Origin of the sequence: Pseudanabaena sp. Chao 1811, from assembly GCF_027942295.1 — a bacterium.
In the GTDB taxonomy this organism is placed as follows: Bacteria; Cyanobacteriota; Cyanobacteriia; order Pseudanabaenales; family Pseudanabaenaceae; genus Pseudanabaena.
The window spans coordinates 210,016-225,267 of sequence record NZ_CP101416.1; the positions used below are offsets into that span (position 1 = coordinate 210,016).

At 42.7% G+C, this 15,252-nt stretch carries 16 protein-coding genes and 1 pseudogene; 7 read left to right on the forward strand and 10 right to left on the reverse strand.

The features are described from left to right. The first annotated feature begins 131 nt into the window (after nucleotides 1-131). From NMG48_RS00870 to NMG48_RS00890, 5 genes are all read left to right on the forward strand, one after another. A complete protein-coding gene (locus NMG48_RS00870) occupies nucleotides 132-458 on the forward strand; it encodes a hypothetical protein (RefSeq protein ID WP_271253593.1) in 327 nt (108 codons plus the stop codon). 416 nt (nucleotides 459-874) lie between these two features. Further along, on the forward strand, nucleotides 875-1,834 hold the full coding sequence (locus tag NMG48_RS00875) for an orange carotenoid-binding protein (RefSeq protein WP_271253594.1): 960 nt from the start codon (nucleotides 875-877) through the stop codon (nucleotides 1,832-1,834). Between the two features lie 103 nt (nucleotides 1,835-1,937). Then, complete coding sequence (locus tag NMG48_RS00880; protein WP_271253595.1) at nucleotides 1,938-2,690, forward strand: fatty acid desaturase; 753 nt, start codon at nucleotides 1,938-1,940, stop codon at nucleotides 2,688-2,690. Nucleotides 2,691-2,820: 130 nt separating this feature from the next. Next, nucleotides 2,821-3,108, forward strand: coding sequence for a hypothetical protein (locus tag NMG48_RS00885; protein WP_271253596.1), 288 nt, complete (start codon nucleotides 2,821-2,823; stop codon nucleotides 3,106-3,108). 177 nt (nucleotides 3,109-3,285) lie between these two features. After that, a complete protein-coding gene (locus NMG48_RS00890; protein WP_271251743.1) occupies nucleotides 3,286-4,497 on the forward strand; it encodes an IS256 family transposase in 1,212 nt (403 codons plus the stop codon). On the opposite strand, the gene NMG48_RS00895 is transcribed toward NMG48_RS00890, so the two are convergent. The 10 genes and pseudogenes from NMG48_RS00895 to NMG48_RS00940 form a co-directional block, all read right to left on the reverse strand. Further along, nucleotides 4,494-4,862, reverse strand: coding sequence for a transposase (locus NMG48_RS00895; RefSeq protein WP_271255305.1), 369 nt, complete (start codon nucleotides 4,860-4,862; stop codon nucleotides 4,494-4,496). The two genes, NMG48_RS00890 and NMG48_RS00895, sit on opposite strands and share 4 nt — an antisense overlap. Before the next feature lie 53 nt (nucleotides 4,863-4,915). Next, nucleotides 4,916-5,284 (reverse strand): helix-turn-helix domain-containing protein, encoded by a 369-nt coding sequence (locus NMG48_RS00900; protein WP_271251623.1) that lies wholly within the window; start codon nucleotides 5,282-5,284, stop codon nucleotides 4,916-4,918. Between the two features lie 203 nt (nucleotides 5,285-5,487). Then, a complete protein-coding gene (locus tag NMG48_RS00905; protein WP_271251743.1) occupies nucleotides 5,488-6,699 on the reverse strand; it encodes an IS256 family transposase in 1,212 nt (403 codons plus the stop codon). A gap of 171 nt (nucleotides 6,700-6,870) precedes the next feature. Beyond that, nucleotides 6,871-8,106 (reverse strand): CCA tRNA nucleotidyltransferase, encoded by a 1,236-nt coding sequence (locus NMG48_RS00910; protein ID WP_271253597.1) that lies wholly within the window; start codon nucleotides 8,104-8,106, stop codon nucleotides 6,871-6,873. Between the two features lie 728 nt (nucleotides 8,107-8,834). After that, nucleotides 8,835-9,137 (reverse strand): annotated as a pseudogene (minE, locus tag NMG48_RS21600) (cell division topological specificity factor MinE); the annotation flags it as partial. A gap of 8 nt (nucleotides 9,138-9,145) precedes the next feature. Next, on the reverse strand, nucleotides 9,146-9,949 hold the full coding sequence (gene minD / locus NMG48_RS00920) for a septum site-determining protein MinD (protein WP_271253599.1): 804 nt from the start codon (nucleotides 9,947-9,949) through the stop codon (nucleotides 9,146-9,148). Nucleotides 9,950-10,009: 60 nt separating this feature from the next. Then, entirely contained in the window at nucleotides 10,010-11,056 is a 1,047-nt protein-coding gene (gene minC / locus NMG48_RS00925) for a septum site-determining protein MinC (protein ID WP_271253600.1), read from the reverse strand. Between the two features lie 65 nt (nucleotides 11,057-11,121). Further along, nucleotides 11,122-13,611, reverse strand: a complete 2,490-nt coding sequence (locus NMG48_RS00930; RefSeq protein WP_126386025.1) for an ATP-dependent Clp protease ATP-binding subunit — start codon at nucleotides 13,609-13,611, stop codon at nucleotides 11,122-11,124. 240 nt (nucleotides 13,612-13,851) lie between these two features. Next, a complete protein-coding gene (locus NMG48_RS00935) occupies nucleotides 13,852-14,220 on the reverse strand; it encodes a type II toxin-antitoxin system PemK/MazF family toxin (RefSeq protein ID WP_271253601.1) in 369 nt (122 codons plus the stop codon). Further along, nucleotides 14,214-14,465 carry an AbrB/MazE/SpoVT family DNA-binding domain-containing protein gene (locus NMG48_RS00940; protein WP_271253602.1) on the reverse strand — a complete coding sequence of 84 codons (252 nt, stop codon included), beginning with the start codon at nucleotides 14,463-14,465 and terminating at the stop codon, nucleotides 14,214-14,216. The genes NMG48_RS00935 and NMG48_RS00940 overlap by 7 nt, the downstream gene beginning before the upstream one ends. Nucleotides 14,466-14,611: 146 nt before the next feature. Here NMG48_RS00940 and NMG48_RS00945 point away from each other — a divergent pair, with 146 nt between their 5' ends. Then, nucleotides 14,612-14,797, forward strand: coding sequence for a DUF2283 domain-containing protein (locus tag NMG48_RS00945; RefSeq protein ID WP_271253603.1), 186 nt, complete (start codon nucleotides 14,612-14,614; stop codon nucleotides 14,795-14,797). A 57-nt stretch (nucleotides 14,798-14,854) separates the two neighbouring features. Beyond that, nucleotides 14,855-15,250, forward strand: coding sequence for a hypothetical protein (locus NMG48_RS00950; RefSeq protein ID WP_271253604.1), 396 nt, complete (start codon nucleotides 14,855-14,857; stop codon nucleotides 15,248-15,250). Nucleotides 15,251-15,252: the final 2 nt, after the last annotated feature.

Here is a 15,252-nt window from a genome sequence, read left to right on the forward strand (position 1 = left end):
TATCCATTTTTTTCGTGCCTTATTCAGAAACATCACCAAGAAAATAAAGAAACTTAGTGATAATCCCTCAAACCAAAAGCTTAGTTACTATTGTTAATATAAATACATAAATATATTTTTTAATTTTAATAATGCAGTTAACAAACGCTGAGTGGACAGAAACAGAGGAAGACATTGCGAAAAAAGCTTTTGAAACTGCCTATAACAGAGAAATTAGCCACTTGATCGATTCAGTAAAACACAAGGCAATTTCCCTCGAAGAAATAGAAGATATGTGGCATTTGCATGATTTTCTGAGCGCAAAGCGTCATGAAGTCGATGGGAAGTATGACTATCGATTGCCAATGCTAGTATTTGTATTTGCGGGGTTGGTCAAAGATGGTTGGTTGAGTCTTAGTGAATTAGAAGGATTAACTTCCGATAAAATCGCTAAAATATCAGCACTTGCACGTATGTAGAGTTAAAGTGGGGATAAACAGCTATTTGTGCTTTCTATCCCCACTCTCAAATAGGAGCGACAGGGCTTTGCGCTGTCTACTCCGTTGTATAGATTGTTAGGGGATCTCTACCTTTAGAGGTTTTGAAACAGTAATGACAATATGAGTAGATATTAATGAGAGAAATCAATAAATGCACTAAAAACAATAGCTTGTTTAATTGAATTACTTAATTGCTCGTTTATTGTTGTGATTTCTCAGAATTAATTATTCTAACTATGCAGTAATTGCAATTCCTGTAATTACTTATATGCGATAACTGATTCGCCCATAACTGCTGGAATTAAGGTTCTATAAGCCTAGTTCCAGATTTGTTTCGACGGTTTATGCTCTTGTGCGGACTTAAATCCCTTCAGTCAACCCCTAAAACAACTCATATGACATATACCGTTTCCACTGCAAGAAATATTTTCCCTAATACCTTGGCTGCTGACGTTGTACCAGCAACCACAGCAAGATTCAATCAACTTAGTACCGAAGATCAACTCGCTTGGATTTGGTTTACATACCTTGAGATGGGTAAAACTGTAACAATCGCGGCTCCGGGATCAGCAAGTATGCAGCTAGCTGAGTTGACCTTAAATGAAATCAAGAAAATGAGTTTTCAGCAACAAACTCAGGTCATGTGTGACCTAGCGAATCGTGCTGATACTCCTATTTGTCGCACCTACGCGATCTGGTCTCAAAATATCAAGCTAGGTTTTTGGTATCAACTTGGCAAATGGATGGAAGAAGGAATTGTTGCTCCTATTCCTGAAGGATACAAGCTTTCTGCTAATGCTTCTGCGGTTCTTGCCACATTAATTAGTTTAGAACCCGGTCAACAAATTACGATTCTCCGTAATTCAGTTGTAGATATGGGTTATGACCCTAACAAACTGGATGGAGCAACACGCATTACTGAGCCAGTATTGCCTCCTAAAGAATTATCAAAACGTACTCAAGTTAAGATCGAAGGAATTGACAATCCCACAGTATTGTCTTACATGGATAACTTGAATGCCAATGACTTTGATGCTTTGATCTCGCTATTCGTGACCGATGGTGCTTTGCAACCTCCCTTCCAAAAACCAATTGTTGGTAAGGAAGCGATTATGCGCTTCTTTACAGAAGAATGTCAAAATCTTGTGCTTGTTCCAGAAAGAGGTGTTTCTGAAGCCGCAGATGGTGGCTACACCCAAATTAAAATCACTGGAAAAGTGCAAACACCTTGGTTTGGCTCTGGTGTAGGTATGAATATCTCTTGGCGCTTTTTGCTTGACCCTAGCAATAAGATTTTCTTCGTAGCGATCGATTTACTCGCTTCTCCGAAAGAGTTATTGAACTTGATTCGTTAAAAATTTACAGCGCTTTGCGCTTCAAACCAAGAAATCCTTAAAGAGTGTTGCTTTGCTGCACTTTTTAAGGATTTCTTGTAATTCCTTAATTTCTTCTTGAGAAATGCAAATACTTAGACTGCAAAACAAGGCGCTTAAAACTGATAACTGGATGGGCGCAATCATAACCGTTGTTATAGCCAGTTTATGGATTGCTAGTCTAGTTGGCTCGTTTCAGATTTTCGTACCAAATAGTTCTTGGATATGGCTAATTTGTTTGATCTTAATTCGTACATATTTGCATACTGGGCTGTTTATTCTTGCCCATGAATCTATGCATGGGAACTTAATTCCACAAAACCAACGCTTAAACAAGATAGTTGGACGCTTGATGTTAGGCATCTATGGATTTCTACCCTACGATCGCTGTTTGGTGAATCACATTAATCATCATCGCTATCCTTCTCAAAGTGGTGATCCTGATTTTCATGGCGATGTGGCAAATCCCATCCATTGGTATTGCAAATTTATGGGCGAATATTTCCCATTGCGATCGCTAATTACTTTCATTACGAGCATGATTGTAATTATTGCAATCTTGATGATTGCTTTCAATGTTTCCCTCACAAATCTAATCCTCTTTTGGCTTTTACCCCTCATCCTCAGTTCGCTACAGCTATTTTTCTTTGGCACATATCTTCCCCATCGCCTAATTGATAACAATTTAAACTTCTCGCCCCGCTTGCATAGCGATCGCTATTCGATGCTGTGGTCATTTTTGAGTTGTTACAACTTCGGTCATTACCATTGGGAACACCACGCATATCCCCATGTTCCTTGGTATAAATTGCCTACAGCGCTTCACACCCAAACTTAAAGAGATTTTTTGAAATGGTTTCATAAGCTTGTAAAGGTGAATTTCTCGAAGTTAGCTATAATATCACCATGAATGTTATATAAGAGATTAAAAGAAGTTTTTTAAAAAGCTGATTACGAGGGTTGTTAACATGTCAAAAATTACACAAATGACGCTGAGCTTACCTACTGATTTGATTAATGCTACCGAAAGGTTAATTCAGTCTGGACTCGTCAAAACTATTGATGATTTTGTTACTTTGGCTTTGCATCATGAGCTTTTAAAGATGCAGAAATTATCAGAAATTAGTCAAGATTCACAAGAAAATAGTGATGCTTTTGATGATCCAATTTGGGGATTAGGAGAGAATCCTATTCAATCTGGTTTAAGGGATGCTTCTGAGAATATTGATAAATATCTATACGGCACTTCAGTCTAGAACCTTAGAGGAGTTCAAGTTACATCTTTAGATAGAAATACATAGTTACTTTTGATGAATTACGCCAATTCAAGGATGAAATGCAACGGTATCTGAGAGAGTGTAAAGTGAAGTGTGTAAAGTCTGGGATATATACAGAGAGATGATCTAGACACACAATTACCAACACTAAAACTGATGAATATACGCAAAGAATTGCTCGACGAATTGCTGCAAGAATGTAAAACACCACCTGACCTATTCGGAGAAGGAGGCATTCTGAAACAACTGACGACCGCATTAGTGGAGCGAGCATTGGAAGCAGAACTATCAACCCATCTGGGATACGGTAAGCACGAACCTAGACCAGAAGGACAAACCAACAGTCGCAACGGTTATAGCCAGAAAAAAGTGCAAGGTGACTTTGGCGTAGCCGAAATCGCAGTCCCCCGAGATCGGCAAGGGGAGTTTGAACCGCAGATGGTGAAGAAAGGACAAAGTCGCTTGTCAGGACTAGATGAAAAGATCATTGCTCTCTACGCACGAGGTATGAGTGTCAGGGATATTCAAGCCCAGTTGCAAGAAATGTATGGTGTTGAAGTATCACCAACACTTATTTCCAATGTTACAGATGCAGTAATTGACGAGGTGAAGCAATGGCAAAACCGTCCCCTTGAAGCAGTCTATCCAATCGTCTTTCTGGACTGTCTAGTCATCAAAGTCCGAGACAATGGCAGAGTGATTAACAAATCCTTGTACTTTGCCTTGGGCGTGAATATGGACGGGTACAAGGAATTACTGGGTATGTGGATTTCTCCGAATGAAGGTGCGAAATTCTGGTTGTCAGTACTCACCGAAATTCACAACCGTGGGGTCAAAGATATTTTGATTGCCTGTGTCGATGGCTTGACTGGTTTCCCTAATGCGATTGAGACGGTATTTCCTAAAACTCAGGTGCAGTTATGCATTGTCCACATGGTCAGAAACTCGGTCGCTTTTGTACCTTGGCAACAACGCAAGCAAGTTTGTGCTGACCTCAAGGCTATTTATAGCGCGGCGACGGAATCGGAGGCTGAGTTTAATCTCGAACTCTTTGCTGAAAAGTGGGACAAGCAATATCCATCAATCTCCAAGTCTTGGCGCAGTCATTGGGCAAACATTATCCCCTTCTTTGCTTTCCCGACCGAGATTCGCAGGGCGATTTATACCACCAATGCGATTGAGTCGATGAACAGTAGTTTGCGGAAGGTGATTAAATCCCAACAGATTTTTCCCTCTGATGATGCTGCTTTCAAGCTCGTTTATTTAGCAATGCGGAATATCTCGAAGAAGTGGACGATGCCGATTCGTGATTGGAAACCTGCTCTTAATCGCTTTGCCATCCTCTTCGAGGATCGTCTCCACGTCTAGCTTCTAGACTTTACACATTTTACTTGACAATCTCTCTTAGCACCTGTCGCTGTAATTGCTTTTGCGACCCCCTCAACTTTATGGCAGTTGAGGTTATCCATGATGATCCTATGCTCAGGACGTAATTTAGGTACTAGGTCATCTTGGACAAAGGTGAGAAAATCTGCTCCTTTCATAGAACCCTGAATCGTTTTCAGGCAAACAATCCCATCAACTGAAATAGCGCCAATTATTGTGTATTTCTGACCTTTGTAAAAGGGACGAAGACTGAATACTCTTTTGCCACATTCACTTCTTGCCACAGAGCGTTCCATCCCCTGCCATACTCCCGTTTCATCAATACAAATCAGATCTTCAGCTTTCACTTCATTCAATGCTTCCCAAAATTCACATCTTTGCTGTTGTACTGCCTCACTTTTTACCTTTTCATGGCGATAGGTCTTTTTTTTAGAGTGATGTTATGCCTCTGGAAAAATCGGCACATGCTGCCTGTGGTCACTGATACTCCTGTTTGTTCTGCTACTTCTTCACAGTACTGCCATAGTGTCCAATCTGGATGCTCTGAGACAATTTCGAGGATTTTCTCCTGATGCGCTTCGAGGGGACTTTTGATTGGACTACCTAATGGTTTGTGGTTTAGTTCTCCTGTCTCTCGGTATTGATTCAGTAGTTTTTGCACTGTTTTCGTCGCGACTTGAAATTGCTTCGCTACTTCCCGAATCGATGTATTTCCTGCTTCGTAGTTTGCTACGATCTTTTCTCTGAGATCTAGTGAGTAAGGTGCCATTTTTTACTCTCTTTTGGGTTTTGCTATCCTAGCTTATCTTGTACTACTCTTTCCCTCAATAGGCTGTAGGAGATCGGGTGTATAGTTCAGAAGAATCACATCTTTGCTTACTTTTTGGCTTTTGTTAAGTTAGAACATCTTCGGATGAAAACTAAACTCAATTATTTTGGAGACTGTCAAGTAAAATGTGTAAAGTCTAGAAGCTAGACGTGGAGACGATCCTCGAAGAGGATGGCAAAGCGATTAAGAGCAGGTTTCCAATCACGAATCGGCATCGTCCACTTCTTCGAGATATTCCGCATTGCTAAATAAACGAGCTTGAAAGCAGCATCATCAGAGGGAAAAATCTGTTGGGATTTAATCACCTTCCGCAAACTACTGTTCATCGACTCAATCGCATTGGTGGTATAAATCGCCCTGCGAATCTCGGTCGGGAAAGCAAAGAAGGGGATAATGTTTGCCCAATGACTGCGCCAAGACTTGGAGATTGATGGATATTGCTTGTCCCACTTTTCAGCAAAGAGTTCGAGATTAAACTCAGCCTCCGATTCCGTCGCCGCGCTATAAATAGCCTTGAGGTCAGCACAAACTTGCTTGCGTTGTTGCCAAGGTACAAAAGCGACCGAGTTTCTGACCATGTGGACAATGCATAACTGCACCTGAGTTTTAGGAAATACCGTCTCAATCGCATTAGGGAAACCAGTCAAGCCATCGACACAGGCAATCAAAATATCTTTGACCCCACGGTTGTGAATTTCGGTGAGTACTGACAACCAGAATTTCGCACCTTCATTCGGAGAAATCCACATACCCAGTAATTCCTTGTACCCGTCCATATTCACGCCCAAGGCAAAGTACAAGGATTTGTTAATCACTCTGCCATTGTCTCGGACTTTGATGACTAGACAGTCCAGAAAGACGATTGGATAGACTGCTTCAAGGGGACGGTTTTGCCATTGCTTCACCTCGTCAATTACTGCATCTGTAACATTGGAAATAAGTGTTGGTGATACTTCAACACCATACATTTCTTGCAACTGGGCTTGAATATCCCTGACACTCATACCTCGTGCGTAGAGAGCAATGATCTTTTCATCTAGTCCTGACAAGCGACTTTGTCCTTTCTTCACCATCTGCGGTTCAAACTCCCCTTGCCGATCTCGGGGGACTGCGATTTCGGCTACGCCAAAGTCACCTTGCACTTTTTTCTGGCTATAACCGTTGCGACTGTTGGTTTGTCCTTCTGGTCTAGGTTCGTGCTTACCGTATCCCAGATGGGTTGATAGTTCTGCTTCCAATGCTCGCTCCACTAATGCGGTCGTCAGTTGTTTCAGAATGCCTCCTTCTCCGAATAGGTCAGGTGGTGTTTTACATTCTTGCAGCAATTCGTCGAGCAATTCTTTGCGTATATTCATCAGTTTTAGTGTTGGTAATTGTGTGTCTAGATCATCTCTCTGTATATATCCCAGACTTTACACACTTCACTTTACACTCTCTTATTTTGTTCTCAAAGCTAAACTCTACTTCAATGGGATTAGAGCTAGTTTCTCTCTTCTCCAAAAGCTAACTATTCCTTCCACATAACATCAGTACTTAATAATTGATTGAACAAAAGTGATCGCCTCTGCTCTAGAACTAATCTTGCCCTCTACCTGAGCAATTTTCACACTTTCGAGAAACTCCCCAATCTGTGGACTAGGTGGTATTCCTAAATCCTTACGCAGATCATCACCTGTAATTAAGGTAATCGGATAGGCGATCGCATCATTCGGATTGAGCCAACGCTCTAACCAAGGGCTAATCCGCTCTAACTCATAACCACTGGCGAGAGCTAAAGTAGCGATCGCTGGAAAAAACTCTAGAGTTGATTGAAAAAATTTGTATTGCTCCTTAGGGGTAGCTTGATCTAGCAAGTTAATAAACTGAGGCAAATATCTCAAAATACCTACTAACCAGCGTTGCTCAGCTCGACTTAATCCCAAAGATTCCAGAGCAGTTGCACTATTGGTTAAAGCCGCCAATTTGACGATCACAATAGCATAGCGATCGCCTGACAAATGTTTGCTAAAAAATAATTCTAAATTAGGAAACTGAGATAGCAAACTGGAGATTACTCTCTCTATCTCTGCAAATCTGGGCAAATTCAAATGCTGACTTGGTAGCCAATCCTCTAAAATGCCATCGCTGATTGCTTCCATCATCCATCGGCTACCATTGTTAATTGACAATAGATAACCTAATTCTGTGCGTACTCGTTCTGCTGCCACAGACTTTAATCTCGACGCGAGTTTCATCAAAACCTTTCGCGTTAAATCTTCGATCTCAAAGCCCAATTGTGCTGATTGACGATATCCGCGCAAAATCCGTAAAGGATCTTCCGCCAAGTTCTCAGGAGCAACCATCCTAATTCTCTTTGCTTTTAAATCCCCAATCCCATCAAAAGGATCTATAAAATCTTCTCCTGCCAATCCATCACCAATAGATTGATCTTCAATTAATTGATGACATTCCATTGCGATCGCATTCATACAGAAATCACGCCGCCCCAGATCTTCCTCTAAACTAATGCCCATCTGCTGAGCAAAATCCGCCGTACCATTCTTAAAAACAACCCTCGCAATTTTGCGTTCAGCATCTAGAACGACAAAGCCTGCTTTATATTTACGAGCAACCTCTTGAGCCGTTTCCACAGCATTTTCAGGTAATACAAAATCTAGATCAAGATATTTACCTTGACGATTCAATAGGCGATCGCGCACCCATCCCCCCACGAGATAAGTTGGTGTAGGCAAATCATTAAAATCAAAAGGAAACTGCTGCAAAATCGATTTATATTCCGCTTTTTATAAGGTTTTGATGGCTTAAGCTATGTTATACGATCATCGCACTGACAATATAAGCGATCGTACTTCGTTTGAATTCCTTAAGTTACAGATCTGACCCTAAAACAAATCGAAAAACTATAGAAACAGTCTCTGATAAGGATTATAAGATTTAATAAGGAAACGATTTTTTGTGGTGCAGCTTCGCCGCGCCACAAAAAATCGTTTCCTTATTTTCCTGCATGTCCCTAAGTAGTCCAAAGTTATAAAGCACCCTAAATCTAAAAAGTGCGCGTGCAATAACTAAGGTTTTATTTAACTCAAAATTTCCTTCACTCTGAGACTTGATTAGAGGTTTCTGAAGATTCCTCAGAGTCTGTCAAATTGAAAGATAGCTCTAATTGATCGCTTGCTTGTTCTTCTAATTGTTCAGGCTCATTACTAATAGAACTTTCTACTAAATCACTAGCAGTACTTGTAACTTGCTCCTTAGGTATATCAGCAGTAGGAGCATCTATTTCTAAATTTTGTTTTTGTGATTTATTTGCCGCGTTCCTTAATTTGTTAGCTACTTCAGTAGTTCGTTCAGCAAGTTCTGTAGTGTTTTCTAAACTCGAATTTTCTGGAGCTAATTTGGTATTTTCTTTTGCCGCGATCGCATCAAGTGCCTCGTCGGCAAATTGATCCATCTCTAATGCTAATGGGTCAGATTGTTCAGAATTTGTTTCTTGGCTAGGTTCATCAAAAAGTGCTACGAGATCAGGTAGTTCTTCGCGCACCATCCTAATGGGCAAATTGGCAATTAACGCGGTCATTCGCTTATCGGACTCTAGGCGAATATCTAAAGAACCCTCATCAAGCTCGACATATTTAGAGACGACGCGCATAATTTCATGGCGCATATTATCAAACACCTGTGGCTCGATCGCAGCCCGATCATGGGCGAGGATAAACTTCAAACGCTGTTTGACTTGCGTTCCGCTAGTAACATTTTGGCGTTGAAAAAGGCGATCGAGCAGTGTTGAAATCATCTCAAACCTCAGGAGTTCCCACTAATCCAGCTTGACAGACGGGCAAAGATTCCTTTGGGTGGAGCTTCGAGTTGTAAAAACTCAACCTCTCTACCTTCAAGTCGTTTTGCCACATTCATATAGGCAGTGCCTGCGAGTGAAGGCTTATCTGACAACACCAATGGTTCCCCTTTATTGGTGGAAACGATCACCTGTTCGTCATCGGGTATTACGCCAATTAATTTAACTGACAGAATATCCAACACGTCTTCGACACTCATCATGTCGTTATTTTTTACCATAGCTGGGCGAATACGGTTCAAAATTAACTTAATATCCGTAATTCGATTGGCTTCTAAAAGCCCAACGACGCGATCAGCATCACGTACCGCTGAGATTTCAGGAGTTGTGACAATAATTGCTTCTTTTGCACCAGCGATCGCATTTTGAAACCCTGACTCAATCCCTGCGGGGCAATCGATCAAGACATAATCAAAATATCGGCTTAAAACTTCCACCAAAGCCTTCATATGCGCGGCAGTAATCGCCGTTTTATTACGAGTTTGCGGTGCTGCCAATAAAGATAGATTCGGTTGGCGTTTATCTTTGACTAGGGCTTGGTCGAGTTTACATTCTCGCGCAATCACCTCTAGGGCTGTATACACGATGCGATTTTCTAATCCCAATAACAGATCGAGATTTCGCAAGCCAAAATCAGCATCCACCAAAACCACTTTGCGTCCGAGCTTAGCGATCGCCATGCCGAGATTTGCGGAAGATGTGGTCTTGCCGACACCACCTTTACCAGAGGTAACAACGATAATGCGACTCATGTTTACGGGTTACTATAGGTTACTATTTGACGATTAATATCGCTTTGCGCGACTAAATACTTATTTCTTAGAATAATCAACAGCTTGGACAATTTGGATCGCAGGTACACCTTGCGTACTTACAAAGGCAACTTCTGGACAAAAATAAGTACTCGGACTCTCAACACGGGCGATCAAACTGGCAATTCTAATTTGGGTAGCATCGAGGTGCAAAGCCATAACCACCGCTTGGGCATTGCCTTTGACACCTGCATGAGCCATGCCCTTCAGCTTGCCCCATACAATAATGTCACCCTCAGAGATTAGCTCTGCACCAGCATTTACATCACCGAAGATAATAATACTGCCAGAATGCCGAATTTCTGTACCAGATCTTACGGTCGCCTTAATATATAGGGGATCATCCAGAGGCGCATCAGGAATCGGATTGAAACCTAATATTTCACGAAAGATGGTTCCCTGCTCTACACAGAAGCCCATACTCGCAGCGTTAATTGCTGTCTGGCGGCGATTTGTCACCACACAATGTAACAGCAATTGATGATTTTGTAATGACTCGGATAATTCTTGGAGTTGGCGCGTATCTAATAAGCGATCGCCTGCTTGCAAATATACCTGTGTACGGGGCTTCCAGTCATGCCCACTTGCCGCCATTCTTTGTTCTAGCTGGGCGAGTAGCTCTTGCCAAGTTAGACTCAATAATGGCGTTGCCGAGGCATTAAAATTGCCATCATTACCAGTATTTACAACTGCTTGCTCCGCATTAGTAGCTACTTTATCAAGCGTGATACTTGTCTTGTTTTCTGTCGGCAATAGTAGATTTAGCTTGCCATCTAAGGTCTTAAATCTGACTTGAAAAACCTCAGGATCGCTACTCGGTTCAGATTGCGGTTGCTTAGATGGTTTGATCGGAATCGGCTTAAGCTCCCCACCCTCAACATCCGCAAGAGTTAAAGGTGCAGGAATGTTGCCAACAGGTTCCTGATTGTCAGGAACAACAATCACTTCAGGCATCTCCGCAGATGACAAATCCCCTGCACCTGACTGGAGTTTGCTAGGCGACAGAGGATTAGTTCTCACGGCTATATTACGCTCGTTTACATTCATGAAGCTTTGGTCAAGCTGAAAAATCTAAATATAACGAAACAAGGGGCTTAAGCCCCTTGTTTATTCTAGGCTGAAGGCAGTAACTGAAGGTTGTTATCAGAACCACTTAAAGCTTCTTGTTCAATGACTTTGACCTTGCCATCGTCATCGACATCTACCTGTACCGATGCGCCTTCACGGACTTTGCCCGTCAAGATCTCTTCAGCAAGAGAATCTTCAAGTAAGCGCATGATCGCTCGACGTAATGGACGTGCACCGTAGCTAGGGTTATAGCCTTCCTGGACTAACAGATCCTTAAAGCGCTCGGTCACGGTCAGAACAATGTTCTTATCGAGCATCCGCTTGAAGAACTCGTTGAGCATGAGATCGGCGATCTCCTTGACTTCGGGCTTAGTCAATTGACGGAAGACGATGATTTCATCAAGACGGTTGAGGAACTCTGGACGGAAGTACTGCTTCAGTTCTTCGTTAACTAGGGAGCGAATGCGGGTATAGAGTGCATCCTCTTGGCTAGCAGCGAAGTCAAAGCCGAGTCCACCACCACCCTTTTCAATGACCTTAGAACCAACGTTGGAGGTCATGATCAGGAGGGTGTTCTTGAAGTCAACGGTGCGACCCTTCGAGTCAGTCAAGCGACCATCTTCAAGGACTTGTAAAAGCAAGTTGAAGACATCGGGGTGAGCTTTTTCGATTTCGTCGAATAGCACAACGGTGTAGGGACGACGACGGACTGCTTCGGTAAGCTGACCACCTTCGTTGTAGCCGACATATCCAGGAGGTGAACCGATCAGCTTGGATACGGTGTGACGCTCCATGTATTCGGACATATCGAGGCGAATCATCGCTTCTTCGGAACCGAAGAAGTAGGATGCAAGTGCCTTGGTTAGCTCAGTCTTACCAACGCCTGTAGGTCCAGAGAAGATAAAGCTTGCGATCGGACGGTTAGGACTCTTCAGACCAACACGGGCGCGACGGATCGCACGGGAAATTGCCTTAACCGCTTCATCCTGACCGATTACGCGGCTATGCAGGGTTTCTTCCATCTGCATGAGCTTGACGGACTCGGATTCGGTGATCTTGAGAACAGGTACGCCAGTCCAAGAACTGACGATGTAGGCGATGTCCTCTTCGGTAACGCGAATTTCAGGAGCATCCTCGGTAGGCGCTTCGGCTTTTTTGGTTTGGCTAAGGGCACGAATTTGTTGCTTGAGGTCGATTTCCTTATCACGCAATTCCGCAGCCTTGTCAAAGTCTTGCTTGCGAACGGCATCATCCTTATCTTTGAGGGTTTGGCGCAATTCTTTGTCGAGTTCTTTGGCGGCAGGAGGCAACTGCGAGTTAATCAAGCGCACACGAGAACCAGCTTCGTCGATCAGGTCGATCGCTTTGTCGGGTAAGAAGCGATCACTGATGTAGCGATCGGACAATCTTGCGGCGGCAACAAGGGCTTCGTCGTCAATCTTGAGTTTGTGGTGTTCTTCGTAACGCTGACGTAAACCGATCAAGATTTCGATGGTTTCTTCAACGCTAGGCTCACCGACCATGACGGGTTGGAAGCGACGCTCTAGGGCAGCATCACGCTCGATGTGCTTACGGTATTCGTCAAGGGTAGTTGCGCCGATGCATTGCAGTTCGCCACGAGCGAGGGCAGGCTTCAAGATATTCGCGGCATCGATCGCGCCTTCGGCAGCACCAGCACCGATTAAGGTATGGACTTCATCAATTACCAAGATCACATTTCCAGCCGTGCGGATTTCTTCCATGATTTTCTTGAGGCGTTCCTCAAATTCACCACGGTATTTTGTACCCGCTACGAGCAAGCCGATATCGAGGGTGACAACCCGCTTTTCTTGCAAAATGTCGGGGATGTCACTGTTAGAGATGCGCTGCGCTAAACCTTCAGCGATCGCGGTTTTACCTACCCCCGGTTCACCGATCAAAACAGGGTTGTTTTTGGTACGGCGACCGAGAATTTGGATTACTCGTTCAATTTCTTTTTCACGACCCACAACAGGATCGAGTTTGCCATCTTGGGCTAGCTGAGTCAGATTCGAGCCAAATTCATCAAGGGTAGGTGTTTTGGTGCGTCCCGATGAACCGCCACCTGCGGATACTTCAGCAGTCTCACCGAGCATTCTGATTACTTGTGTGCGAACCTTGGAGAGATCCACGCCGAGATTTTCTAAAACTCTAGCGGCAACGCCTTCGCCTTCGCGAATTAGTCCTAGCAATAGATGCTCAGTCCCGATATAGTTATGTCCCAACTGGCGAGCTTCTTCTAACGACAACTCTAGGACTCTTTTGGCGCGAGGCGTGAAAGGTATTTCAACTGCGACAAAACCAGAGCCGCGTCCGATGATTTTCTCAACCTCGATGCGGGCATCTTTGAGGTTTACACCCATGGACTTAAGTACTTTGGCGGCAACGCCAGTTCCTTCTCCGATTAGACCCAATAGGATTTGCTCTGTGCCGACAAAGTTATGACCGAGGCGGCGAGCTTCCTCTTGAGCCAGCATGATGACTTTAATTGCTTTTTCTGTAAAGCGTTCAAACATGGCGTTTCCCCATACTTTGCTGCGTTCTGGTTAAAGTTAATACTAGCACAGCATTAGCAGCATTCTGTGTGTACGGCTTTCACTCCTTTTTACCTAAATTGTTAAGATCTCTCTTAGGGATTATGTTGGTTTTTTATAGGGCGTTTTAACTCAATATTTTTAGCTTTTTGTTGCCTGTGCAACCGATTAAAGAGACTCTTTGATGTAGCAAAATGTTTTTAGCAATACTTTGAGTAAATCTTACAACTGGATTATTTGATTAAGGCGATCGCATACTTGAGTAAACAATTCAATATTCAACTTTCCTAAAGGATGGGGTTTTGCGCCACGTAATCGCCAATCAAAAGATTTGGGCTGATGACAAAGAACATAACTAGTTTTACTGGCTTTACGTCCTGAAACTTTTCCTACGGAGATTGCAAAAGGATTGTCGGCATTGTATGCGGCTGTTGTCATTGGTAAGCCAATTACGATCGCTGTTTTGTCATTAAAAATGCGTGGTGATAGTACTAGGAAAGGATGAACGTCTTTCATTTCCTGTCCAACCTGTGGATTGCAATCGATCCAAATAATGTCTTGGCGATCGGGTATCCATAGTTTTTTTACCATTGCTCTGCGCCAAGTCTTTGCGATGTTGCCATCACTTCGCCACCATGTCGGGCTGGATCAAATTTAGCTAGCCGCTCTTCAAGAGTTAATGGCTCATCTAAAGGTGTAATAACGACTTGATTATCGATAACAGATAGTTTCACTCTTTGGTTGACGTGGAGATGGGCAGCACGAGCGATCGCTGCGGGTAGCCGAACACCTAAGTTATTGCCCCATGTTTTGATATCAAGTATTACTTCAGCCATAGTAATATTCCACAAGAGAAATGTTTAAACATTAGTATAAACATTATGCCTTTTTTGATAGCAATTTGAAGGAAATAGAAATATGAAAATCAGATATTTTGCAGATACCGACACCCTTTAATATCGTCTTTTCTCAAAAAACACCTATGGAGACACGAGATTTAGACGAGAATACATTATTGGATTTAGATGAAGATGCTCAACTTTGCAGTATGACGATTGAACACGCTAAAGAAAGGGTATGTATTCCAGAGATTGATTATCAACAGATAGCTGCACAGATTGACACAGCGATCAGTTATTCCATAGATAAAATACTTGTCAACAGTTGATAAGTTGATATGTGTGGCAATCTCTGGGAAGTCTTAGAATAATTGAGATAATCCACAATGTCCGCAATTACTACAATGACTAAATATAGCCAATTTCCCAGTGAAGAAGACTTAGAAGCGCTCTTAGAAGAGGAGCCTGTGTACAGTGTGTATTGGGATAGTGAATCACTTGGGGCAGGTGCTGATCTTGAGCAAGTATATCGTTGGGGCGATAAATATATCGTTTGTCTGAGCAGTGACGAAAATACAACGGTATATTCATCACTGTTAGAGGCTATCGCAAGTAATGATCTCTTCAATGTCGGTGATGTAACTAAAGAGATCGGTAGCTCAGAGTTGTCATCAGAAGAAATTGCTATTCGTCTCAGGACTTTGGAACAAAAGCCTTACAAAATTTTAATAAATGGTGAGACTTGGCAATTTGGCGATAATCAAAAGTTTGACAGAACTTGATC

Excerpts from the sequence above, each read along its gene's own strand:
- NMG48_RS00870 (WP_271253593.1), top strand. The coding sequence starts at position 132 with ATGCAGTTAACAAACGCTGAGTGGACAGAAACAGAGGAAGACATTGCG.
- NMG48_RS00875 (WP_271253594.1), top strand. The coding sequence starts at position 875 with ATGACATATACCGTTTCCACTGCAAGAAATATTTTCCCTAATACCTTG.
- NMG48_RS00880 (WP_271253595.1), top strand. The coding sequence starts at position 1,938 with ATGCAAATACTTAGACTGCAAAACAAGGCGCTTAAAACTGATAACTGG.
- NMG48_RS00885 (WP_271253596.1), top strand. The coding sequence starts at position 2,821 with ATGTCAAAAATTACACAAATGACGCTGAGCTTACCTACTGATTTGATT.
- NMG48_RS00890 (WP_271251743.1), top strand. The coding sequence starts at position 3,286 with ATGAATATACGCAAAGAATTGCTCGACGAATTGCTGCAAGAATGTAAA.
- NMG48_RS00900 (WP_271251623.1), bottom strand. The coding sequence starts at position 5,284 with ATGGCACCTTACTCACTAGATCTCAGAGAAAAGATCGTAGCAAACTAC.
- NMG48_RS00905 (WP_271251743.1), bottom strand. The coding sequence starts at position 6,699 with ATGAATATACGCAAAGAATTGCTCGACGAATTGCTGCAAGAATGTAAA.
- minD (WP_271253599.1), bottom strand. The coding sequence starts at position 9,949 with ATGAGTCGCATTATCGTTGTTACCTCTGGTAAAGGTGGTGTCGGCAAG.
- minC (WP_271253600.1), bottom strand. The coding sequence starts at position 11,056 with ATGAATGTAAACGAGCGTAATATAGCCGTGAGAACTAATCCTCTGTCG.
- NMG48_RS00930 (WP_126386025.1), bottom strand. The coding sequence starts at position 13,611 with ATGTTTGAACGCTTTACAGAAAAAGCAATTAAAGTCATCATGCTGGCT.
- NMG48_RS00935 (WP_271253601.1), bottom strand. The coding sequence starts at position 14,220 with ATGGTAAAAAAACTATGGATACCCGATCGCCAAGACATTATTTGGATC.
- NMG48_RS00940 (WP_271253602.1), bottom strand. The coding sequence starts at position 14,465 with ATGGCTGAAGTAATACTTGATATCAAAACATGGGGCAATAACTTAGGT.
- NMG48_RS00945 (WP_271253603.1), top strand. The coding sequence starts at position 14,612 with ATGGAGACACGAGATTTAGACGAGAATACATTATTGGATTTAGATGAA.
- NMG48_RS00950 (WP_271253604.1), top strand. The coding sequence starts at position 14,855 with ATGTCCGCAATTACTACAATGACTAAATATAGCCAATTTCCCAGTGAA.